Genomic DNA, 23,533 nt, shown 5'->3' with positions numbered 1-23,533 from the left:
CAACATTCATTTTTACTTTATCCGCTCCTTTTTTTAAGCTACTTTTGCAGCCTTAAAAGCAGATGATATGTCGATGCAGGATTACGAGAAACTAAAAGAATTACTGGCCAATAACAAAAAATGGCCAATGTTATATATGTTTAAGTTTATTGTTCCGAACGAAGACGGGAAAGTTCAACAGGTGGTTGATTTACTTCCAAAACACGGAACAGTTACATACAACCACACTAAAAACCTAAAGTACGTATCTGTAACTTGCCGTGTCAGCATGAAAAGCGCCAATGCTATCATTGACGTCACAAGCCAAGTGGCAATCATTGAAGGCGTAATGAGCCTATAACGCACAAAAAAGCCGATGTTCAAATAAACATCGGCTTTTTTTACAATCAAATTCCTATCCTAACAACTGCTTTACCACAGCTGAAATATCTTTTCCATCAGCCTTGCCTGCTAGTTCTTTAGAGGCAACGCCCATTACTTTACCCATTTCTTTCATTGATGTGGCACCAACTTTCTCAATAATAGCTTTTACGATTGGCTGCAACTCTTCCTGACTTAATTGAGCCGGCAAATACACATTTATCGCTTCAACTTCAGCTAATTCTTTTTCTGCCAAATCTTCGCGATTTTGAGACTTAAACAACTCTGCTGAATCTTTGCGTTGTTTCACCATCTTCTGAATGATTTTCATCACATCAGCATCCGTCAATTCTTCAGCCGCTCCCTTTGAAGTCTTAGCTTCAATCATTTCTTTTTTCACACCACGCAATGCCTCTAATCGAATACGCTCTTTAGCCTTCATTGCTTCCTTGATATCATTGCTTATCTGCGCCTCTAAACTCATAATATTTAATTCTTAAAACTGGTTAATCTACATTATCATGTAAGTAAGGATTATCCTTACTAATTTGCGGTCCATTCTTTGGATCATCAGATAAAGAGAAACGACTCACTTTCTTCTCCTGACTTACACGCCTGTTAGGCTCATTCTCAACCGGCATTTTACGACGCTTATATGCAGGAACATTCTCAATCTGCTCAATAAAACGCTCATCTTCCATTTCCTCCTGACTCAAATGAGACTTATAATAACTAGCCCCAGCCGTACTAAAGCCTTCATCAATAAAGTTATCATTTGATGGATTATAATGATCAACTTCAGACTTGCGACTTTGTGGCACTACAGGTTGATAATAGGTATCTATACGCTCTTGCTTTTTCCGCTCCACTGCCTCAAAATCAATCACACGCCCTTGTTCTTCTCCAGGCTCGACAGAAAAATCAATCACCTCCTCTTCCTGAGGCACAGCCGTCACCTCCCCCTCTTCATCAAGTGAAAAACGCGTTACATTATCCTGTTTTTTCCTAACACGATGTTCGATTAACTGCTCAGACACAAAACCAGTGGCAATAATCGTTACACAAACCTGCTTGGCTAGTGTATCATCATTACCGGTACCCCATATAATCGATGCATCTTCACCAACAACATCTTGCACATAGTCGGTTATCTCACCCACTTCATCCATGGTAATTTCTTCGGTACCGGAAGTAATATTCAGAAGGATATTTCGCGCACCTCTAATTTCATTATTATTCAATAGCGGCGATTCTAACGATGCCTGAATAGCATCAATAGCACGTTTTTCACCCTCGGCATACGCAGAACCCATGATAGCAACACCACTGTCCTTCATTACCGTTTCCACATCGGCAAAATCGACGTTTATATAGCCATGTACAGTAATTATCTCCGCAATACCTTTAGCGGCAGTCGCTAATACATCATCTGCTTTTGAGAAGGCATTGGATAATTTTAAATCACCAAACATCTCACGCAGACGCTCATTATTAATTATCAGCAATGAATCGACATTCTTTTCCATTTCAGCAATGCCATCCAATGCCTGATTAATCCTTAACTTACCTTCGAACTTAAAAGGAATAGTAACAATACCAACGGTTAAGATACCCATTTCCTTAGCCGTTTTGGCAATAATCGGAGCTGCACCGGTACCTGTTCCACCACCCATTCCGGCCGTCACAAATACCATTTTTGTGTTTTGCTTCAGAACACTAACAACGTCCTCCAGGTTTTCAATAGCCGACTCCCGACCTTTATCAGGACGGTTACCTGCACCACGGCCTTCCGTTAATGATTCGCCCAATTGAATTTTAACAGGCACAGGACTACTTTCCAAGGCCTGGGCATCTGTATTACAAACAACAAAATTTACATCCTTAATACCGAGGCCATACATGTAGTTGACGGCGTTACTTCCTCCACCTCCAACTCCAATTACTTTTATTATTGAAGATTCAGATTGCGGTATATCGAAATTCATCAACTCTTCACTCATATCCGTCCAGTTTTACCTTCTACATTTCAACATCTTTCTCATCGAAGATATTGACCAATCCGTTTTTAATGCCACTAAACAAGTTACCCGTTTTGTAACTCGATTTTTCTTTCTTCACCTTTTCCCGTTTTGCACTCGCACGTCGCGATTGTTCATCCCATTGCGGCTCAACTTCACCGAATAACTCGGGCTCAACAATCGCACGCTTAGGACGCTCCATAGCACTTAGAACTAAACCAATACTTGTTGAGTAATTTGGCAAATGTGCAATTGGAGGCACATCACCTTCCAGGCAACGATCTGGCAAGCCGATTCGAACATCCAATCCAGTTCGTAATTTGATTAACTGTGGTAGATTCTTCAACAAAGCTCCTCCACCGGTTAACACAATACCAGCACCTACTTTATCAAGGCAGCCGGAATTTTCAATCTGATACATCACATAATCAATAATTTCCTCCATACGAGCCTGAATAATGTAGGCCAAACTTTTGAAAGAAATTTCTTTTGGCTCCCACCCGGCCATACCCGGAATGGTTACCACCATATCTTCACGTGCCATATCACCCATGGCTGAACCAAATTGTACTTTTAAAGACTCTGCTTGCTTGTAAAGAACAGAGCAACCTTCCTTAATATCTGAAGTCACCACATTACCGCCAAAAGGAATCACGGCTGTATGACGAATAATACCATCATAAAAGACAGCTACATCGGTAGTACCTCCACCTATGTCAACCAAAACAACCCCCGCCTCTTTCTCTTCTTCGGTTAACACACTTTTAGACGAAGCCAAGGGTTCAAGAATCAAGTCATTTAATTGAAGCGCCACCCGACGGATACACTTCTCAATATTCTTGACAGATGCAATACGACCTAGTACGATATGAAAGTTACCTTCTAAACGGCGCCCTGACATACCTACAGGGTTTTTAACACCCATTTCGTTATCCACAATATAATCCTGTGGAATAACATGCATAATCTTCTCTCCGGCTTCTACCGGAATTTTATAGTTATCATCAAACAAATTATCTACATCATCCTGAGTAATCTCAAGACCACTTTCAATAAAACGATAGCCCCTATTTCGCAGACTCTTAATGTGTTGTCCGGCAATGCCCACATACACATCTTTCAGTTTTATATCCAGTTTCTCTTCAATGCTCGCAATAGCTTGTTTGATAGAAGCAACCGTTTCGTCAATGTTTAAAACTACCCCTCTCTTAACACCAATAGAAGGCACCTTCTCTATGCCAAGAAGTTGTAATTTCCCATTTTCGAGCTTACGTCCAACAATAGCCACAATTTTTGTGGTTCCAATATCGATGGCTGCAATTAGATTAGGTTCGTGGTTCATAACATCTATCCTTTTGTACAAACAACTTGTCCTTTATATTTCAAACTTACTTTCTTATACAAATTCCACTCACGAGCATCCCAGCCCTGAGTATAAAGCGCTTTCAGGTTACGAAACTTTGCGTCAACATCCTCAACCTTTCCAAACTCAATCAGATGATCTCCTACACGCGGCACTAAAGTTAACTCCCCTTTCTCATCAACATACACCTGCTCAATCTGAGCTTTCCAAAACGCTTCACTATAAATCGCATTGGCAATCAACAGCAAATCATGCTTTGATGACAAGCGCTTGATATAACCACTGGCAACCAACACGTGTGCCGAGTGATTTTTAAAGACTGGCATTTTATCGCCATCCATATCTAAATAATACGAAGCCCCATTATCGAAAACTCGTACCAATGGTTCACGCTGTGTCACATCAAGATGAAGTGTACCACCATAGGTAAAATAAACCTCACAGTTCTCAATGGCCGGATGTTTCTGAAAAAACTCTTCCATCTGATTACAATCCATATCTTTCAGCTTACTTCCCAAGATAGCCGGATATTTTTCCAGTGTAATATCCGACAGCTCCTGAGCTGTGATAAACTGATTGTCTATGCTATCGCAAATAGAAGGCAAAATTTGACCACAAACAACTTCGCTTTTATTAACAGCTACAAATGAGAATATTACCGTAATATAAACTACAGCAATAACTAAAAACAATATGTTTTTGAATCGTTTCATTTGCGACTAAACCTTATAAATCCGCTTAAATATAACCTTTTCCACCTTCTGACGGCTGCGTATTTATTATTATTTATTAACAATTTGTTAAACGTCTATTTATTGGCGATAAACACCTTTAATTTCTCCTCTAAAACCGGCACTTCTTTATCAATATCGCCAGCACCAAGCGTCAGTAAAATCTCTATTTTCTGACTACACAATTCATCAAACAAACCTTCTTTACTAACAACCTTAACACTTTCGTTAGACATCAATTTCGCAATCATTTCCGATCCCACCCCAGCAATTGGTAATTCACGTGCCGGATAGATATCTAACAATAATACTCGATCGCATATATCTAAGGAGGCTGCAAATCCATCTGCAAAATCACGTGTTCGAGTATACAAATGCGGCTGAAAGACAACCGTTATATGCGATTTTGGATAAATGGCTTTAACCGATTTCAAAGTCGCTTTAATTTCCTCGGGATGATGTGCATAATCATCAATAAAAACAATTTCGTCACTTTTTAGCCGATACTGAAACCGGCGACGAATTCCCTCAAAAGATGGCAAAGCAGCTTTAATCTCCTCTGCTTCCACTCCACCCAATAAGGCCAAGCCAATTGCACCAACTGCATTTTCCACATTCACCAATGCCGGAACGCCCATTTTCAACCCCTTTATTGTTCCAAAAGGCGACTTTAAATCGAATTGATACAAGCCATCAATCAACTTAATATTAAAAGCTTTGAAATCTGCTTTCTCTTCAATCGAATAGGTAAACACCTCAATTTCATCATGAGCCACTTCAACAGGCAACCCAGCTTTATGAAGCAACACACCACCCGGCTCAATTTTATCTACAAACTCCAAAAATGCCTCATTAATCGATTCCTTATCACCATATATATCTAAATGATCAGCATCCATAGCAGAAAGCAGCGCAAAATGCGGTGATAAATGCAAAAACGAACGATCGAATTCATCAGCCTCTAAAACAACATAATCCGAATTTGAATCGTGTAAAAAATTGGTTTTATAATTATTGATAATCCCTCCTAAAAATGCATTACAACCAACAGCTGATTGCTTATACAAATGTGCTGTCATGGATGAAATAGTGGTTTTTCCATGCGTACCTGCTACGCAAACACTATTCATACCTCCTGAAATTAATCCTAATACAGCTGCACGTTTACGAACATCAAATCCCTTTTTCCGAAAATAAGTCAACTCGGTATGTTCATTGGGAATGGCCGGCGTATATACCACCAAAGTTGATGTTTTATCGCGATAATTAAGTGCTATCTGCTGCACATCATCTTCATAATGAATGGTAATACCTTCAGCCTCTAACTCCTTCGTCAACAACGTTGAAACACGATCATAACCAGCCACATGCAGACCCTCGTATTTGAAAAATCGGGCAATAGCACTCATACCAATGCCACCTATACCAACAAAATAAACACTTTGTATATCTTTCAATTGTAGCATACCCTTATTTTTGAGCCAGTTTAATCACTTCATCAGCAATGTCATTAGCTGCATTTGGTTTGGCGAATTGTTTAATGTTTTGCGCCAAAGACATTAATTTTTCATCATTCTTTAATAGTGCTGAAGCCTCAGCAATTAAGCTATTAACTTGCGCATCTTTTACCAAAACGGCAGCCTCTTTTTCAACCAGAGCCATTGCATTTTTCGTTTGATGATCTTCCGACACATTGGGCGAAGGCACAAAGACAGTGGATTTGCCCAGTATGGCCAATTCAGAAATAGAACTGGCACCTGCACGCGACACCACTAAATCGGCCGCAGCAAAAGCCATATCCATGCGACTAATAAAATCCGTTACAATCACCCTATCTTCTACTTCTTTGGGAATCTTACCCTTCATTTCTTCGAAATAAAACTTGCCTGTTTGCCATATCATTTGAACATCATCAGGCAAATTTTTAATCGTGGCAATTATTCCATTATTGATTGAGCGAGCCCCAAGACTTCCTCCTATCACCAATATTGTTTTTTTATTGACATCCAGCTCCCAATGCGCCAAAGCCTCTTCTTTTGCAATATCCGACAGCAAATCATTTCGAACCGGATTCCCGGTTATTAAGATTTTATCTTTAGAAAAGAAACGCTCCATTTTTTCATAGGCCACACATATCTTAGCTGCCTTTTTAGCCAAAATCCGATTAGTGACACCAGGAAAGGAGTTTTGCTCCTGTAATAAACTCGGAACTCCCGATTGCGATGCAATTCGCAGAACAGGACCACTGGCATACCCTCCAACACCAACAGCTACATCAGGTTTGAAATTCTTGATTACACTTCGTGCTTTCATCATACTTCGCAGCAACTTAAAAGGGAATGCGAGGTTGCGCAGCGTTAACTTCCGATGAAAACCAGCCACAGGCAATCCCACAATTTCATAACCGGCTGCCGGCACTTTTTCCATCTCCATTTTGCCCTGTGCACCTACAAATAGAATCTGCGCATCAGGCTGTTTGGCTTTAACAGCATTAGCTATAGATATGGCAGGAAAGATATGACCTCCTGTACCACCTCCACTAATTATTACTTTTATCGGACTCATAGTTTTCATTTTCAGCTTGTGCAGCTAATTCCTTTTCTTCCATATTATTTCGACTGACACTAAGTATAGCACCAAACGCAAGACATGTAAACAAAGTAGATGTTCCACCCATACTAACCAATGGTAATGGCTGACCTGTAACCGGCATCACACCTACAGCTACTCCCATATTTATAAAGGCTTGCACCACCAGCAAGGTCGACAAACCCACAACCAAAAAGGCCGGAAAGGTTCTACTACTCGCCCGCACTATGACGCCAGCCCGAAATAGCAGAATCAGATAGGCGAACATGATTAAAAAACCACCTATTAGTATACCCCATTCCTCTATGATAATGGCATAGACAAAATCACTATAGGGGTGAGGTAAGAAGTAGCGTTGCTGACTATTACCAGGTCCACGGCCCCAAAAAACACCACCCGTTGCTATGGCCATTTGCGATCGCTCCGATTGATAGTCGGCCGTTTTTCCACCAGCCTCCTTTTGCTCATCTCCACCAACAAAGCGTTCAATACGCGCTTTCCAGGTACTGGCACGATGCAGAAACGGCACATAGTCGGAAAGCCATATTACTACAAATACAAACACTAAAACTGCCGCAACGGTTCCGAACAGGTACTTCATAGACACTCGCCCTATCATCATCACCAACCAACTGGTAAAACCTATTAGTGCAGCCGTTGAGAAATCATCTTTAAAAATTAATCCACAGACAATAGCAACATGTATCATTATTGGCTTGAAAGCCTCATCAGCTGTTCGATCATTAGCCTGATATTGCGCCAACACTTTTGCGATGTACATCATCAGAGCTAATTTAGCTATCTCTGAAGGCTGAAAAGATATACCTACAACAGGCACCGTTAACCATCGGCTGGCCTGATTTAAGCTCACCCCCGAAACGGCTGTTATAATCAAAAGTACAATGGAAAAGTAAAGAAAAACGGTTGCAAAGCGGGCGAACCATTTATAGTTAATATGATGCACAGCAATGATTATCCCCAGCCCGACCAATAAAAATTTGGCATGGCGAAAGAGGTAAAACACCGCATTACCATCCTGATGCTTATAGGCCAAATTACCAGTTGCGCTATAAACCACTAAACAAGAAAAAACAGATAGCAGCAATATGACATACCAAATAATCCGGTCTCCTTTTATATATTTCTTTAATAATTCGTTCATCCTCTATTTTTGAACTACAATTTCCTGACGCTTTCTTTAAATAAATCTCCGCGCTGCATATAATTATCAAACAAATCGAAGCTTGCGCATGCCGGCGATAAAAGCACAACATCATTTTTCTTACCCAATCGATAAGCCAACTTCACAGCCTCCTCCATTGATTGTGTTTCCTTGATTACTGACACCTTACCTCCAAAAGCGTCCAATAACTTTTGATTGTCAGTGCCCAAACAAATAAGGGCTTTTACTTTCTCTTCCACCAAAGGCATCAACTCATCGTAATCATTCCCTTTGTCTACTCCTCCTGCAATCCAGATGACCGGTTTCTTCATACACTCCAACGCATACCAGGTTGAATTGACATTGGTTGCCTTTGAATCATTTACAAACTCAATATTTCGAACAGAGACAACCCTCTCAAGACGATGAGCCACTCCTTTGAAACTCGAAAGACTCTCACGAATAAACTTTTTCCTGATGTTTAACACTTTGGCTACAATACCAGCCGCCATTGAATTATACAAATTATGACGCCCTTGCAACGATAAGTCCCGAGAGAAAACACTCATAGTTTCATCATTATAGTTAATAATCAATTCATCAATGGTTGAATAAGCTCCCCGCTTGAGAATATCCGATTGTGTAAAAGGAAGTAACTCCGACTTAAAAATACGTTTCGGTAACTCATTGGCGATGATTTCATCATCCTGACAATAGATAAACACATCATTTTCAGTTTGATTCTGAACTATTCCAAACTTACTATCGATGTATTTCTGCATTTTATATTCGTACCGATCTAAATGATCAGGGGTGATATTTAACAACACCGCCACATCAGCCTTGAAGTTATACATACCATCCAACTGAAAACTACTCAACTCAATCACAAACCATTCCGGACACTTACCTTCAGCTATTTGACGTGCCAAACTCGTCCCCACATTACCGGCCATCTCCACATTCACCCCTGAATGCTTGAGCAAATAGTGAATTAACATGGTTGTGGTTGTCTTGCCATTACTACCGGTAATGCAAATCGTTTTCGAATCCGTGTAACGACCTGCAAATTCAATTTCAGATATGACCGGAATATTTCGTGCATGCAACTGTTGTATCATTGGCACCGAATCGGGAATACCAGGACTTTTTACCACTTCATTGGCAGCAAAAATAATCTCAAGCGAATGTAATCCTTGTTCCCAGGGAATTCCAGCCTCATCCAGCTCGTTCTGATAGCTATCTTTGATAACACCACTATCAGAAACAAACACATCCCATCCTTGCTGCTTACCTAATAAAGCCGCACCAACTCCACTTTCACCTGCACCTAATACAACCAGTTTTTGCATAACTTCTATCGAACTTTAAGCGTGACAATTGTTAATACAGCCAGGATAATCCCAATTATCCAGAAACGAGTAACAATCTTAGACTCCGTATAACCAATCTTTTGATAATGATGGTGCAAAGGAGCCATCTTAAATACTCGTCGCCCTTCACCATATTTCTTTTTCGTGTATTTAAACCACGAAACCTGAATCATCACCGATAAATTTTCTACTAAAAAGATGCCGCAAAGAATCGGAATCAGTAATTCAATACGCAGCAATATGGCGAAAACAGCAATAATACCACCTAATGTCAAACTACCAGTATCACCCATAAACACCTGAGCCGGGAATGAGTTGTACCACAAGAATCCTACTGTCGCACCGATGAATGCTGCCATAAACACCACCAACTCCTCAGAGTGAGGGATATACATAATATTTAGATAATCGGCATAGATGACGTTACTTGACAGGTAAGCAAAAATCCCTAAGGTGACACCGATAATGGCCGACGTGCCTGTAGCCAGGCCATCAAGACCATCAGTAATATTGGCCCCATTAGATACAGCTGTGATAATAAAAATAACCGCAACAGCAAAAATCAACCACCCCCACTTTTTAGCTTGGTCACCTAAAAACCAAAGCACAGATGAGTAGTCGAACTGATGATTTTTTAAAAATGGAATATTGGTAACAGTCGATTTAACTTCACGAGTTGCAGCACGCTCCACTTCTTGTCCATTATCCAACTGCACCGTTACCGTTTCACCCGGTATTCTTTCCCGTATTACCACATCTCCGCTCGAAAACAAAGTTATCGCTACAATCAAGCCAATACCAACCTGCCCTGCGATCTTAAAACGTCCGGCCAGACCTTCTTTATCTTTTTTGAATACTTTGATATAATCATCGATAAAACCAATTGTCCCCAACCACAATGTAGAAACAATCATCAGGATAATATAGATATTATCCAGCTTGGTAAATAATAAAACCGGAATCAGAATAGAAGCGATAATAATAACCCCTCCCATTGTTGGTGTTCCCTTTTTCTGATACTGACCCTCAAGGCCTAAATCACGAACCACCTCACCAATTTGCTGACGCTGTAGCATTTTAATCGCCATCTTACCAAAAATAGTGGCCGTTATTAAAGCCACAATAACTGACAAGCCACCGCGGAAAGTAATATACTGAAACACACCTGCTCCAGGCATATTCATCTTTTCAAAGTATTCAAATAAGTAATACAGCATGATTCAGGTTTTATTCTTCGTTAAATATTTCGTTTACAATTTCTCTATCATCAAAATGGTTACGCACACCTTGTATCTCCTGGTAAGTCTCGTGACCTTTACCAGCAATCAGAATAATATCGCCAGACTGAGCCACCATACAAGCTGTTCGAATCGCTTCCCGTCGATTAACTATCGAAAGCACTTTAATGCGATCCTTAAAGCTCACCCCTTCCATCATCTGTGAGATAATAGTTTCGGGGTCTTCACTTCGTGGATTATCTGATGTTAAAATCACTTTTGAACTTCCTACTACAGCCTCTTTAGCCATCTCAGGGCGTTTCATCGGATCGCGATCGCCACCTGCTCCAACAACTGTAATCAACTGCTGCTGTGGCTGACGTACCAAATTGATGGTTTCGATTACATTTTTTAAAGCATCAGGCGTATGCGCATAATCTACAATAGCCGTTTTTCCAGAATTAGAACGAATGGTTTCAAAGCGTCCATCAACAGGCTTTAATTGACTCAATGCCACTTGCACCTCTTCTTTTTCAAAACCTAACAAACAAGCTGATCCATAAACCGTCAGCAAATTCTGAGCATTAAAATCACCAACAAATTGCGTCCAAATCTCCTGCCCGTCAATTTCGAGCTGCATACCTTCAAACATGCTTTCAAGAATACGACCTTTAAAGTCGCCCATGCCCCTCAGAGAATAGTTGTACTTGTCTGCTTTTGTATTTTGAAGCATGACAGCCCCATTTTTATCATCAGCATTTGTTAAAGCAAAAGCTCCTTTGGCTAATCCATCAAAAAAGGATTTTTTAGCGTCGATATACGCTTTAAAGGTCTTATGATAGTCCAGATGATCATGCGTAATATTTGTAAATAAAGCACCAGCAAAGTTTAGACCAGCTACCCTGTTTTGAACCAAAGCATGCGAACTCACTTCCATAAAGCAATATTCGCAGCCGGCATCCACCATTTCCGACATTGTTTTATTCAAGGTTACCGCATCAGGCGTGGTATGTGTGGCATCAATTTTTGACTTGCCTATATAATTAGCAACAGTCGAGAACAAACCGGCCTTATAGCCCATATTCATAACCAAATGATACAAAAGCGTTGCCGTGGTAGTTTTTCCATTCGTTCCTGTTACTCCAACTAATTTTAACTGTTCCGAAGGGTTATCGTAAAAAGCAGATGCCATTTGCCCTAAAACGAATGAACTATCCTCAACCTTGAGCATCGCTACATCCTCCGGGCATTCTGGAGGAACCTCTTCACAAACAACACACTTACAACCAGCCTCAATCACCTGAGGAATAAATCGATGAGCATCCACAACAGTGCCTTTCATGGCAACAAACATTGTTCCCGCCTTAGCCGTTCGTGAATCAAACACAATCTGCTCAATATCAGAATCGGCATAATTGAGTTGCTCTATTATTTCAACACCATTTATAATTTCAGATAACTTTTTCATTGCCTAACCCATTTTCAAATAGATGATTGAACCTTTACGATAATTTTGCCCTGCCGTCATCGATTGCTGCTTAATACGACCAACACCACTTAACTTCACTTTCAAACCCATATTTTCTAGTATAGCAACTGCATCTTTAGCACCCATTCCTTTCACATTAGGCACTATTCCTGCAGGGAAACTCTTACTTCTCAAGCTGATGTCATGCTCGCGAGCCGAGGTCGAAATCCATTCCGATTCCAACTCCTGACCATGCACCATCACACCAACATCATTTAAGACTGTTAATAAATCTTCTTTTTTACCACCTTTTGAGTAAGGTTGATGCTTGGCCAATTCAACTTCATACATTGTCTCAACATCAGAATGATTGAAGCTTTGCGCATACACCCGGTCTGAAATTTCTTTAAAAACAGCACCAGCCACTACATTGGCATAATACACATTATTAGATGGCGCATTAACCACTACAATACAGGTATACAGGGGTCGATCGGCCGGAAAATACCCCACAAACGAAGCCTGATGCTTCTTTCCTCCTTCACCTTTATAGCCCGATGAACCTTTAGCAATCTGAGCAGTACCTGTTTTTCCTGCAATTTGGTAACGACTGCTTTTAATATTTTTGGCCGTCCCGTTTTCAACCACTCCAACCAACATTTTGTGCACTTTTTCAATCGTTTCCAACGAACATATCGAAGGATTTATAACCGTTGGTTTCATTTCCCGAATCACCTCCCCATGATGCTGAATTTTCTCAACGAACATTGGCTTAACCATCTTGCCATTATTGGCCACTGCATTATAGAAAGTCAGCACCTGCAGTGGTGTCTGTTGTATTTCGTAACCTATGGACATCCAAGGCAAAGTAACGCCCGACCAGGTTTTGTCGCCTGGATACTTCATCACTGGTCGCCCCTCTCCTTTAATCTCAATACCCAAAGGCTCTTTTAAATTCATTGAATATAAACGATCGACGTAACGACGCGGATTTTCGCGATAATTATCAAAGATAATTTTTGAAATACCCACATTGGATGATTTTTCAAAGACCTCTTTAACTGATAAGGTTCCATAACCACCATGATGACTATCCGTCATAACACGATCATAAAAGCGACACCTACCATTGCCTGTTTCAATACTATCACTCAATTGCACTACACCATCTTCCAGTGCCACAATCATAGAGGCCAGTTTAAATGTGGAACCAGGCTCAGTAGCTGCACCTATGGCGTAATTATAATCTTCAGCATACTGACCAGTTGTGGTTTGCCCCAGATTAGCAATGGCTCGAATTTTACCAGTAGCAACCTCCATCAGAACAGCACAACCATGATCAGCCTGATGTTTTTGCAACTGTTGCAACAAGGCCGTTTCCGCCACATCTTGCAAACCAATATCAATAGTTGTCACTATATCGTGTCCATCAATCGGCTCTATTTGCTCTTCAACGACCCAGTTGCCACTAACACGGGTGCGAGTGCTAACACCAGCCACACCTTTTAAGCTTTTATTATATGCCATCTCTAAACCAAAACGTCCACCCAAATCCTTTTCGGCATACAAACTTCCTACTGTTCTCGATGCAAGCTCTCCAAAGGGCAACTTACGATTCTCGTACTTTCTAGGAATAAATCCCCCTTTATTAGCTCCCAGCCTAAAAATTGGAAACTCTTTTACTTTCTTTAATTCGGTAAAAGAAATACGGCGGGGATGAACTCGATAATAACGTTTTCCTTGAGCACGGGCCGTTTTTAAGCCCGATTTAAAAGAAGTTTTAGAACGGTCGCCATAAAAACGCGATAGCAATAAAGCTAAACTATCAATATTGGCATTAAATACCTCATCAGTTAATCCATGCGCTCGCATATCCATATATATCCGATAGGTTGGTACTGAACAGGCCAGCTTCCTATAGTCAGAGGCTAAAATATCACCACGATTGGCATCAATAACTATATCTTTATTATTATGCTCTTCAACAACCTCTTCCCACTTATCACCCTCAACAATACGCAGATACAATGCCTTACCCAATATTAGCACAGCCAAAGCGGCAATACCAATATACAAAAGGCCAAAGCGCAATATGATACTTTTTTTAATCTGCATTTACTTCTTCACTTTTAATCGTCGCGGAGGCTCGGTTAACTCTTCCAACTCCAGATTTCTTGATTTTATTTTCTTTAGCACCTCGCTTTGTTTACTCATAAACATCAATTCCGACGATGTCGTTATCGCTTCGTAGCGCAAGGACTTTAATTCTTTATTTAAAACAGCTACTTCACGCATTTGCTCCTCCATACGATAATGATTACCTATATATAAAAAAGCAAAAAATGCCAAAAACAATGCAAAAGGCAACTGATTGGCAATTAGGGAACGCGTAAACAAACGACCATTAATAACATCTTTTAAAGAGATGTTTTTTAGTTCGTCAACATCCTCTTTCGAAAGAATAAACTCCGGTATTTTACTCATTCTCCACTTCATACCCGTTCTGCTATTCTAAGTTTCGCACTTCTCGCACGATTATTTCGCTCTATTTCTTCATCGTTCGGAATAATTATCTTCCGATTAATGGCTTTAAATGGAACATCTGACTGTCCGTAAATATCTTTTTCAGGTTGATTCTTGTCACAATCGCCGGAACGGATAAAGTTCTTCACCAAGCGATCTTCTAAACTATGATATGATATGACTGACAGACGTCCTCCTGGTTTAATTGCATTTGTACTTTGCATCAACACCGACTTCAAAACATCCATTTCCTTATTCACTTCAATGCGTAAAGCCTGAAAAACTTGCGCAAGAAATTTTGCATTTTCCTTTTTTGGCCCAATCTTCTCAGCCAATTCTTTCAAGTCTGTAGTTGTTTCGAAAGATTTACTTGAGCGCTGCTTAATTATTTCAGAAGCTAACTTGTAAGATGACTTGATTTCGCCATACTGCCAGAAAATGCGTTTTAGATCTTCCAACTCATAGGTATTAACCAAATCGGCAGCAGTCATTTTTAACCCCTGCCCCATTCGCATATCCAGCTTTCCTTCGAATCGGAATGAAAAACCACGTTCAGCTGCATCAAAGTGATGTGAAGACACACCCAGATCGCCTAAAATTCCATCTACAGCATCAATATTTAAATAGCGAAGAAAGTGTGACAAATATTGAAAATTATGGCGCACAAACAATAAGCGCTCATCATCGGGGCGGTTCTTATAAGCATCTTCATCCTGATCAAAAACAACCAGTTTTCCACCCTTACCTAACCGACTCAATATTTCGCGCGAATGACCACCGCCACCAAATGTCAAATCCACATATATGCCATCTGGCTTGATATTTAAACCATCTACTGATTCATTTAGCAATACCGGTATGTGATACCCCTGTTCCATATCCTTTAATTTTCTTCTTCGCCAAAGTTACCACCTAGCAACTCTTCTGCCAACTCTCCTAATTCTTCACCCTCCAATCCATCGTTTTCGAATTGCTGTTTACTCCACAACTCAATATTGCCACCAACGCCCAACAACACCACTTCACCTTTAACAGAAACCATTTCCATCAAACGCTTTGGCACCAAAAAACGGCCATTAGCATCCAAAGTCACTTCGGCTGTAGAACGATACAAAGCTCGTTTTAATCGCTGATCTTTTTGTCGGAAACCACTTAATTTTTTTTCGATAAGTTGAACTTCTTTCTGCCATTCGTGCTGAGGAATTAAATCAAGGCAGTTATCAAAGAGGTTTTTACGAACCACAAAGACAGACTGATTGACTTCACTCATCACTTTTTTAAAGAGCGAAGGCAAAACTATTCGCCCTTTTGCATCGGGCTTACAAACAAAATCGCCTATAAATGTGGTCATTATTAAATACGTATTTACTTTGGTAAAAGTATAAAACTTTAAAACCACTTGCAACCACTTTAAACCACTTTATACCACCTGTTGATAACTTTTTAATACAAAAGCCACAACGCTCAAATCTCACCCACCTATTTCAAAACCATTATAAGTCTCAAATTGCCACATTTCAACAATCTTATCTACCGCAATTTCATAAGGTTTATAAATACGATTGGTCGACACAAGTAACAGTAGTTGTTTTTTCTCAATCAGATTATAAACCACCTTAAAAACTATCCCCTCATCGCGGGTTACAATAATACAAGGCGTACCATCTTTAACCCGCGTCCAGTTTTGAATATATGAGCCAGTCACCCATGCCCCTTCTGGTATTGGCAACATCGAATCACCGCGTATCTGAAACGTTCGATAGGTTTTATCCGGCGGCAAAAAAGGCAACGAAAACCTGGGCAACGAAGCTATAAACTGCATATCGCCATAATCGGTTGCATAACCCGCCTGCGCCCTTACCGGCACCATTTCAATATTTTCTTTTCCTTCTTTATCGACCGACACAGTTAACAGGCGCAGCTTTTGACCGGTAACATCAACATCAAAACCATCTTCTATTTGCGACAGCTGAAACTCCGACAAAACATCCAGTTTATAACGCACTAAGGCATCGATAGACACATTGAAGTATTCTGCAAAACGAATGAGCGTTTTAAATGGTGGTTGCACATTTTTCTCATAGCCTGCCAACGTTGTTCGCGTCAGCTCCAAAGCCAATGATAAAACACTCTGCGACAATCCTTTTCGCTTTCTTAAAAACTTAATATTCTCTGCAAAATACATATCTCTACTCGTTAATTTTCATCTCTTATTTTTTCTGCCTCTCCCTCAACACATTCAGCATCTACAGCCAAATTTCCTTCTGTTTTCACTTCTCAAAAGTAATAAAATTGACTATATTATTAACCACATAATGACGATTTAATCGACAATGACAAACAAATCAATAGTTCATCTGGATTTAGATACCTTTTTTGTATCGTGCGAACGCCTGCTGCACAAAGAATTAATTGGCGTTCCTGTGCTTATTGGCGGAACATCGGACAGAGGTGTGGTGGCAGCCTGCAGCTACGAAGCCCGCGCCTACGGCATACATTCGGCCATGCCCATGCGTATGGCCCGCCAGCTATGCCCCCATGCCAAGGTTATTCGCGGGAACAGTCAGGCTTACAGCGAATTTTCAAATCAAATAACCGAAATCATTCGTGCACGCTCACCATTATTTGAAAAATCATCCATCGACGAGTTTTATATTGATGTAACCGGCATGGACCGCTATGTACAAACCACCTACTTATGGGCTAAAGAACTGCGCGAAAAAATCATACACGATACCAAACTCCCCATCTCGTTTGGCCTTTCAACCAGCAAAACAGTTGCTAAAGTTGGCACTGGCGAAGCCAAACCAAATAACCACATACAAATCACAACTGGTCAGGAAAAACCATTTCTGGCTCCTCTCTCCATCAAAAAGATACCCATGGTGGGCAACAAAACCTATCACCTGCTCCGACAAATGGGTATTGAGCGCGTGCGCACCGTACAAGAAATGCCGCTCGAACTGATGGAGCGCGTATTGGGCAAAAACGGCATTGCCATCTGGAAAAAAGCGCAAGGCATTGACAATTCCCCGGTGGTAGCCTGGAGCGAACGCAAATCCATTTCAACCGAACGCACTTTTGACCAGGACACAACCGATGTATACAAACTCAAAAGCATTTTGCTGGCCATGGCCGAAAGCCTGGCTTACCAGCTGCGCAATAGCAATAAATTAACCTCATGTGTATCAGTAAAAGTGCGCTATGCCGACTTTCAGACACACACCAAACAAAAACACATCCCTTACACTTCACTCGACCACACACTGATTGAAACCGTAAAGGATTTGTTTGAAAAAGTATACAACCGTCGGGTATTGGTACGGTTAATTGGCGTACGCTTTAGCAACCTGGTCGGTGGCAGCTACCAAATCAGGCTATTCGAAGATTCATTTAAAATGATTAAGCTCTATCAGGCCATGGATAAACTGCGTGGACGCTATGGCGAAGACGCGGTCAAACGTGCTCAAGGTATGAAAGCCCGCCATATAAAACAAATGAACCCTTTTAACGGGCAAATGGAAGGTGCCATCATTCCTCCTACTCCAAAGCTGGAAATCAGACCAGAACTGAAAACTCATAATGAATTGAAGATTCCGAGCTACGAATTTTAATGAAATCTAAAAAGCAATCTCCAACACACCAATAATAAAGAAATGCTAACTAATTGCCACTCTTACTACAGCTTTAAATACGGTGCCATTTCGCCCGAAGACTTATTAAAAGTATTAGCCCACCATGGCTACAGCACTGTGACACTAAGCGATATCAACAACACAGCTGCCAGTATGGATTTTGTACGCTTAGCCCTGCAGAACAACATCAAACCAGTTGTTGGTGCTGATTTTCGCAATGGCATACAACAACAATTCATTGCCTTGGCCAGAAACAGCGATGGATTCAGGGAAATAAACGAATACCTGACGCCACACCTGCACGAAAAAATAGACTTTGATGAACGAGCACCTCAATTTAATAACGCATATGTCATTTACCCTTTCTCGTACGCCGATGATGAATTACGCGACAATGAGTTTATCGGCATTTCGCCCGAGGACTTAAAACAACTTCCTTTTTCCCATTGGAAAAATAAACAAGATAAACTGGTTATCAAACACACCTGCACCTTTCGCAATAAACATGATTACAATGCTCACCGTCTGCTGCGAGCCATCGACAACAACTCCTTACTGAGCAAACTACCCAAAGAAGAGCACGCCAATGAAGCTGACACCATTATTCCTAGGGCTGAATTATTAAAGCTTTTTGCCAACTATCCACAAATAATTAAAAACACAGAGCGCTTACTAAATGCCTGCAGTATTGATTTTAATTTTGGCACCAACAAAAACAAACAAGTGTTTACCGGCTCAAAAGAAGCCGATTTTCAACTACTAACAAAACGATGCAAAGAAGGGCTTGCCTATCGCTTCCCCAATGCGAATGAAGAAGTGCTCAAACGCATGAACAAAGAACTGGAGGTTATTCGCGATTTAGGTTTTTGTGCCTATTTTTTAGTAACACTCGACATCATTGATTATGCCCGCCGTAAAGGCTATTACTACATTGGTCGGGGAAGCGGAGCCAACAGCCTGGTAGCTTATCTGCTACGCATCACCAATGTCGATCCCATTGACCTTCAACTCTATTTCGAGCGATTCATTAATCCTTTCCGCAAAAGTCCGCCCGACTTTGATATTGATTTTTGCCGGACCGATCGCAACGACGTTACCCGATACATATTTGACAGATATGGTTACGATCGAGTTGCCCTGTTGGGCAATTACGTCACCTTCAAATACAAATCAGCCATTCGGGAAATTGGTAAAGTTTTTGGCCTCCCCGACGATGAAATTGTGGCACTTCAAAAAAATCCGGCCAATGCTGCCAATAACAAATATGGCCAATGGGTAATTAAATACAGTCAGTTTATCGATGGTTTTCCCAGCCACTGCAGCATTCATTCCAGTGGCATCATTATATCCGAAGAGCCTATTTCCTGTTATTCATCTACCGAATTACTTCCCAAAGGCTTTCCATCGTCGCAATTCGATATGTATATAGCGGAAGATGTTGGCCTGCATAAATTCGACATCTTAAGTCAACGCGGCCTTAGTAAAATCAAAGATTCGCTGGAGATCATTCACAAAAACACAGGTGTAGAAATTGACATTGACGACATCAATAAGTTTAAAGCGGATGAACAAATCAAAGAGCTCTTAAAGGTAGGCAAAGCCATTGGCTGTTTCTATGTTGAATCACCGGCCATGCGCATGCTACTCACCAAACTCAAAGCCGACGATTACCTCCGACTGGTGGCTGCCAGCTCCATTATTCGTCCGGGAGTAGCCAAAAGTGGCATGATGCGCGAGTATATTCTGCGCTTTCAAAACCCCGAACGGCGCGAACAGGCACGAAAAGACTTACCTGATTTATATAACATCCTGGAAGAAACCTATGGCGTGATGGTGTACCAGGAAGATGTTATTAAAGTAGCGCACTATTTTGCCGGCCTGTCATTGGACGAGTCTGATGTACTACGCCGGGGTATGTCTTGGAAATTCAGGCAGCGCAATGAATTTTGGAAGGTACGCGAAAAATTCTTCAGTAATTGTCGCAAAAAAGGATATGCCGAACAAACCATTGCTGACATCTGGCGACAAATCGAAAGCTTTGCCAATTATGCTTTTGCCAAAGGCCACTCTGCCAGCTATGCTGTTGAAAGCTACCAGGCTCTATACTTAAAAGCCTACTTTCCGCGCGAATACATGGTAGCAACACTAAATAACGGAGGTGGCTTTTACCGCCAGGAACTTTACATACACGAAGCACGCATGCATGGTGCCATTATTGAAGCTCCTTGCGTTAATCACAGCGACTGGCCCTGCACCATCCAGGGTAAACGCCTATTCCTCGGTTTGTTTATGCTGTATGGTTTAGAAAAAAAATCAATTGAAATGCTGCTCAATGAGCGTGGATTGTTTGGAGAATTTAAAAGCCTGTCTGATTTTATTTCGCGCGTGCCTATTTCACTGGAGCAATTAATCATACTTATCCGCATCGATGCTTTTCGATTTACCGGAAAAACAAAGAAAGAACTACTCTGGGACGCTCATCACTTATTGGGACACAGCAAATCCACCAAACCCGAACCTACACTCTTTCAGCCCGAAGTGCGCGAATTTGAATTACCCGATTTGTGGGAGCATGAACTGGAAAGTGCTTTTGATGAGATAGAGTTATTAGGCTTCCCATTGAGCTCCCCGTTCAGGCTACTGAAAAAGCAAGTACCAAGCCTGCTTAAATCAGCCGACCTGCCACGTTTCATCAACCAAACTATTGCGATTGTGGCTTATCTAATTACCCGCAAACCTACACGTACCAGTAGTGGCGAAAGCATGTCATTTGGCACCTTCCTGGATATGGACGGACACTGGCTTGATACGGTTCACTTTTCCGATTCATTTAAGCGTTACCCATTTCGTGGCCCGGGTTGCTACCTGATACGCGGAAAAGTAGTTGAAGAGTATGGCTTTATCTGCATAGAAGTCAACCAAATGTATCGATTAAGCAATCGCTCTTTGGAGGAAAACACACGTTTAAGGCAACCTGTATTATAACAACAACTCATTAACCCGCATTATTTATCACAATTAATGCAATTAATATGGTTTGCGGGTTAACCCCGACATAGTTGCACCCTCCCGAAGTTATCGGGATTAGGTAACAAAATTGATGGTAAAACTTAGTCGTTATAAAGTATATCGCTCAATTGATGAATAATTGGGGTTAATAATGCCACTACTAATCCTGTCTTATGTCATAAATATTTCCTAAAATTGAAGTCTATTTCGAATGAATTCATGGAACAAGTAAAGATAGAAGAGAAGTTTATTGACATTGACAAGGTTTTTCATGACAAAAACCCCAAGCTCAAGCGTTTTATTCCTAAGTTTTTAATCAACTATCTGAAACGCATTACGCATCAGGAAGAAATCAACGAGTTTATTGCCAACAACAAGGACACTTACGGCATTGAATATGCCGAAGCCATTATAGCCAACTTCCAGTCGCGCTACGAAATAAAAGGCGAAGAGAATATTCCGAAGGAAGGGCGTTATGTTTTTGTCAGCAATCATCCGCTTGGCGGCTTAGACGGGATGGTGTTTGTTGCTGCTGTTGGACGATATTTTAAACATTTGAAATTCCCGGTCAATGATATCCTGATGAATATTAAGAACCTGGGAGAAATATTCTTACCTGTCAACAAACATGGAGGCCATAGTCGTGAAGCAGCCTTAGCCATTGACGAAGCCTATGCCAGTAACAATCAAATATTGATGTTTCCCTTTGGTTTAGTTTCGAGAAAAGGAAAAAATGGCGTCATCAAAGACCTGGAATGGAAGCCAAATTTCATCAAAAAAGCTAAAACGCATAATCGTGATATTATTCCGGTACATATCTCAGGACGCAACAGCAACCGTTTTTACAATTTAGCCAACTGGCGCAAACGGCTAGGGATTAAAGTAAACATAGAAATGCTTTACCTGGTAGACGAGCTTTATTTACAGCGCAACAAAACAATAACTATTACATTTGGGAAACCTATTAAAATAAGTGACGTAGAAGCTGCTAAAAAGGCGAAAGAATGGGCTCAAAAAATAAAGGATGAAGTCTACGACTTATCAAAAATAAATTAAATTTGTAGCCTACTGATTAGAAATTCACCGAATGAGAGTAAAAGAAATTATACCTCCTGTACCAAGGGAAGAATTAGAGGCTGAGTTGACTCAGGAGACCTTTGTAAGAAACACTAATAAAGGCGACAATAAAATCTATGATTTTACCGCACATCAAGCTCCTGCCCTGATGCGCGAAGTCGGACGCCTTCGTGAAATAACATTCCGACTAGCTGGTGGGGGAACAGGCAAAGAAACTGACATTGACGACTACGATACAGCAGAAGTTCCTTATCGTCAGTTAATTGTGTGGGACCCTCAGTCAAAAGAAATATTAGGCGGCTACCGTTATCTGCTGGGCAGCGATATCCCAGTTGATCAGCTTGGCAATGTAAAATTAGCCACATCGCGCTTATTTCAATTTTCCGATAAGTTTGTTCAGGAGTATTTACCATATATGATTGAGCTAGGGCGTTCATTCGTTCAACCAACTTATCAGTCATCTAAAGCAGGAACCAAGAGCCTTTTTGCGCTTGACAACCTTTGGGATGGACTGGGTTCACTGATTGTGAGTCATCCAGAGATGAAGTATTTCTTTGGAAAAGTAACTATGTATACTCACTTTAATCGTTATGCCCGCGACCTCATCTTAGGTTTTATGCAAAAGTACTTCAACGATCCGGATCGTTTACTTTATCCTCATAAACCTGTTCAAATAGATTTATCCGAACAAGATTTAAAAGAAATTTTCTGTGGTGAAAACTATCAGGAAGATTATAAAATATTAACTAAACGCGTGCGTGAATTTGGAGAAAACATACCTCCATTAATTAATGCCTACATGAACTTATCTCCGTCGATGAAAACATTTGGTACAGCTATCAACGACCGCTTCGGAGATGTGGAAGAAACAGGCATCATACTCACTATAAATGAGTTATACAAACAAAAAATCAATCGTCATGTTGATACATTTAACCCAAATGAACCACATGATTAAAAAATAAAACGAAGATATTCGACTAAAGAAGAGTTGCGATTAAACAATTG

20 protein-coding genes are annotated in these 23,533 nt (G+C 40.8%); 5 read left to right on the top strand and 15 right to left on the bottom strand.

Annotated features, from left to right (window positions below):
* The first annotated feature begins 67 nt into the window (after window positions 1-67).
* The gene (locus J1N10_RS09885; protein WP_262326538.1) at window positions 68-340 is read left to right on the top strand and encodes a DUF493 domain-containing protein; all 273 of its coding nucleotides are present in this window, start codon (window positions 68-70) and stop codon (window positions 338-340) included.
* A 54-nt stretch (window positions 341-394) separates the two neighbouring features.
* Here J1N10_RS09885 and J1N10_RS09880 read toward each other — a convergent pair whose 3' ends face one another.
* The 15 genes from J1N10_RS09880 to J1N10_RS09810 form a co-directional block, all read right to left on the bottom strand.
* Window positions 395-844, bottom strand: a complete 450-nt coding sequence (locus J1N10_RS09880; RefSeq protein ID WP_262326537.1) for a GatB/YqeY domain-containing protein — start codon at window positions 842-844, stop codon at window positions 395-397.
* Window positions 845-866: 22 nt separating this feature from the next.
* Window positions 867-2,360 carry a cell division protein FtsZ gene (ftsZ, locus tag J1N10_RS09875; protein ID WP_262326536.1) on the bottom strand — a complete coding sequence of 498 codons (1,494 nt, stop codon included), beginning with the start codon at window positions 2,358-2,360 and terminating at the stop codon, window positions 867-869.
* Window positions 2,361-2,379: 19 nt separating this feature from the next.
* Window positions 2,380-3,720 carry a cell division protein FtsA gene (gene ftsA, locus J1N10_RS09870; protein ID WP_262326535.1) on the bottom strand — a complete coding sequence of 447 codons (1,341 nt, stop codon included), beginning with the start codon at window positions 3,718-3,720 and terminating at the stop codon, window positions 2,380-2,382.
* A gap of 5 nt (window positions 3,721-3,725) precedes the next feature.
* Window positions 3,726-4,454, bottom strand: a complete 729-nt coding sequence (locus J1N10_RS09865) for a cell division protein FtsQ/DivIB (RefSeq protein ID WP_262326534.1) — start codon at window positions 4,452-4,454, stop codon at window positions 3,726-3,728.
* A 95-nt stretch (window positions 4,455-4,549) separates the two neighbouring features.
* Entirely contained in the window at window positions 4,550-5,938 is a 1,389-nt protein-coding gene (gene murC / locus J1N10_RS09860; RefSeq protein WP_262326533.1) for a UDP-N-acetylmuramate--L-alanine ligase, read from the bottom strand.
* 4 nt (window positions 5,939-5,942) lie between these two features.
* On the bottom strand, window positions 5,943-7,037 hold the full coding sequence (gene murG / locus J1N10_RS09855) for an undecaprenyldiphospho-muramoylpentapeptide beta-N-acetylglucosaminyltransferase (protein WP_262326532.1): 1,095 nt from the start codon (window positions 7,035-7,037) through the stop codon (window positions 5,943-5,945).
* Window positions 7,012-8,223 carry an FtsW/RodA/SpoVE family cell cycle protein gene (locus J1N10_RS09850; protein ID WP_262326531.1) on the bottom strand — a complete coding sequence of 404 codons (1,212 nt, stop codon included), beginning with the start codon at window positions 8,221-8,223 and terminating at the stop codon, window positions 7,012-7,014. The genes murG and J1N10_RS09850 overlap by 26 nt, the downstream gene beginning before the upstream one ends.
* A 14-nt stretch (window positions 8,224-8,237) precedes the next feature.
* Window positions 8,238-9,575 (bottom strand): UDP-N-acetylmuramoyl-L-alanine--D-glutamate ligase, encoded by a 1,338-nt coding sequence (murD, locus tag J1N10_RS09845; protein WP_262326530.1) that lies wholly within the window; start codon window positions 9,573-9,575, stop codon window positions 8,238-8,240.
* 5 nt (window positions 9,576-9,580) lie between these two features.
* Window positions 9,581-10,813: a phospho-N-acetylmuramoyl-pentapeptide-transferase gene (gene mraY / locus J1N10_RS09840; RefSeq protein ID WP_262326529.1), complete on the bottom strand. Its 1,233-nt coding sequence runs from the start codon at window positions 10,811-10,813 to the stop codon at window positions 9,581-9,583.
* A 10-nt stretch (window positions 10,814-10,823) separates the two neighbouring features.
* Window positions 10,824-12,281 carry a UDP-N-acetylmuramoyl-L-alanyl-D-glutamate--2,6-diaminopimelate ligase gene (locus J1N10_RS09835; protein WP_262326528.1) on the bottom strand — a complete coding sequence of 486 codons (1,458 nt, stop codon included), beginning with the start codon at window positions 12,279-12,281 and terminating at the stop codon, window positions 10,824-10,826.
* Between the two features lie 3 nt (window positions 12,282-12,284).
* Window positions 12,285-14,396 carry a penicillin-binding protein gene (locus tag J1N10_RS09830; RefSeq protein ID WP_262326527.1) on the bottom strand — a complete coding sequence of 704 codons (2,112 nt, stop codon included), beginning with the start codon at window positions 14,394-14,396 and terminating at the stop codon, window positions 12,285-12,287.
* Entirely contained in the window at window positions 14,397-14,777 is a 381-nt protein-coding gene (locus J1N10_RS09825) for an FtsL-like putative cell division protein (protein ID WP_262326526.1), read from the bottom strand. It abuts the gene before it with no gap.
* Window positions 14,774-15,682, bottom strand: coding sequence for a 16S rRNA (cytosine(1402)-N(4))-methyltransferase RsmH (gene rsmH / locus J1N10_RS09820; protein ID WP_262326525.1), 909 nt, complete (start codon window positions 15,680-15,682; stop codon window positions 14,774-14,776). The genes J1N10_RS09825 and rsmH overlap by 4 nt, the downstream gene beginning before the upstream one ends.
* Window positions 15,683-15,687: 5 nt before the next feature.
* Window positions 15,688-16,155: a division/cell wall cluster transcriptional repressor MraZ gene (locus J1N10_RS09815; RefSeq protein ID WP_262326524.1), complete on the bottom strand. Its 468-nt coding sequence runs from the start codon at window positions 16,153-16,155 to the stop codon at window positions 15,688-15,690.
* A gap of 120 nt (window positions 16,156-16,275) precedes the next feature.
* Window positions 16,276-16,989 (bottom strand): XRE family transcriptional regulator, encoded by a 714-nt coding sequence (locus tag J1N10_RS09810; protein ID WP_262326523.1) that lies wholly within the window; start codon window positions 16,987-16,989, stop codon window positions 16,276-16,278.
* 148 nt (window positions 16,990-17,137) lie between these two features.
* On the opposite strand from J1N10_RS09810, the gene dinB reads away from it, so the two are divergent.
* The 4 genes from dinB (at window position 17,138) to J1N10_RS09790 (ending at window position 23,483) form a co-directional block, all read left to right on the top strand.
* Complete coding sequence (gene dinB / locus J1N10_RS09805) at window positions 17,138-18,418, top strand: DNA polymerase IV (RefSeq protein ID WP_262326522.1); 1,281 nt, start codon at window positions 17,138-17,140, stop codon at window positions 18,416-18,418.
* A gap of 42 nt (window positions 18,419-18,460) precedes the next feature.
* The gene (locus J1N10_RS09800) at window positions 18,461-21,424 is read left to right on the top strand and encodes a DNA polymerase III subunit alpha (protein WP_262326521.1); all 2,964 of its coding nucleotides are present in this window, start codon (window positions 18,461-18,463) and stop codon (window positions 21,422-21,424) included.
* A gap of 243 nt (window positions 21,425-21,667) precedes the next feature.
* Window positions 21,668-22,504, top strand: coding sequence for a 1-acyl-sn-glycerol-3-phosphate acyltransferase (locus J1N10_RS09795; protein ID WP_262326520.1), 837 nt, complete (start codon window positions 21,668-21,670; stop codon window positions 22,502-22,504).
* Window positions 22,505-22,535: 31 nt separating this feature from the next.
* Window positions 22,536-23,483 carry a GNAT family N-acetyltransferase gene (locus J1N10_RS09790; RefSeq protein WP_262326519.1) on the top strand — a complete coding sequence of 316 codons (948 nt, stop codon included), beginning with the start codon at window positions 22,536-22,538 and terminating at the stop codon, window positions 23,481-23,483.
* Window positions 23,484-23,533 lie beyond the last annotated feature (50 nt).

This window comes from Carboxylicivirga litoralis (genome assembly GCF_025499605.1).
Taxonomy (GTDB): Bacteria; Bacteroidota; Bacteroidia; order Bacteroidales; family Marinilabiliaceae; genus Carboxylicivirga; species Carboxylicivirga litoralis.
This window is presented reverse-complemented; position numbering and strand designations above follow the sequence as displayed.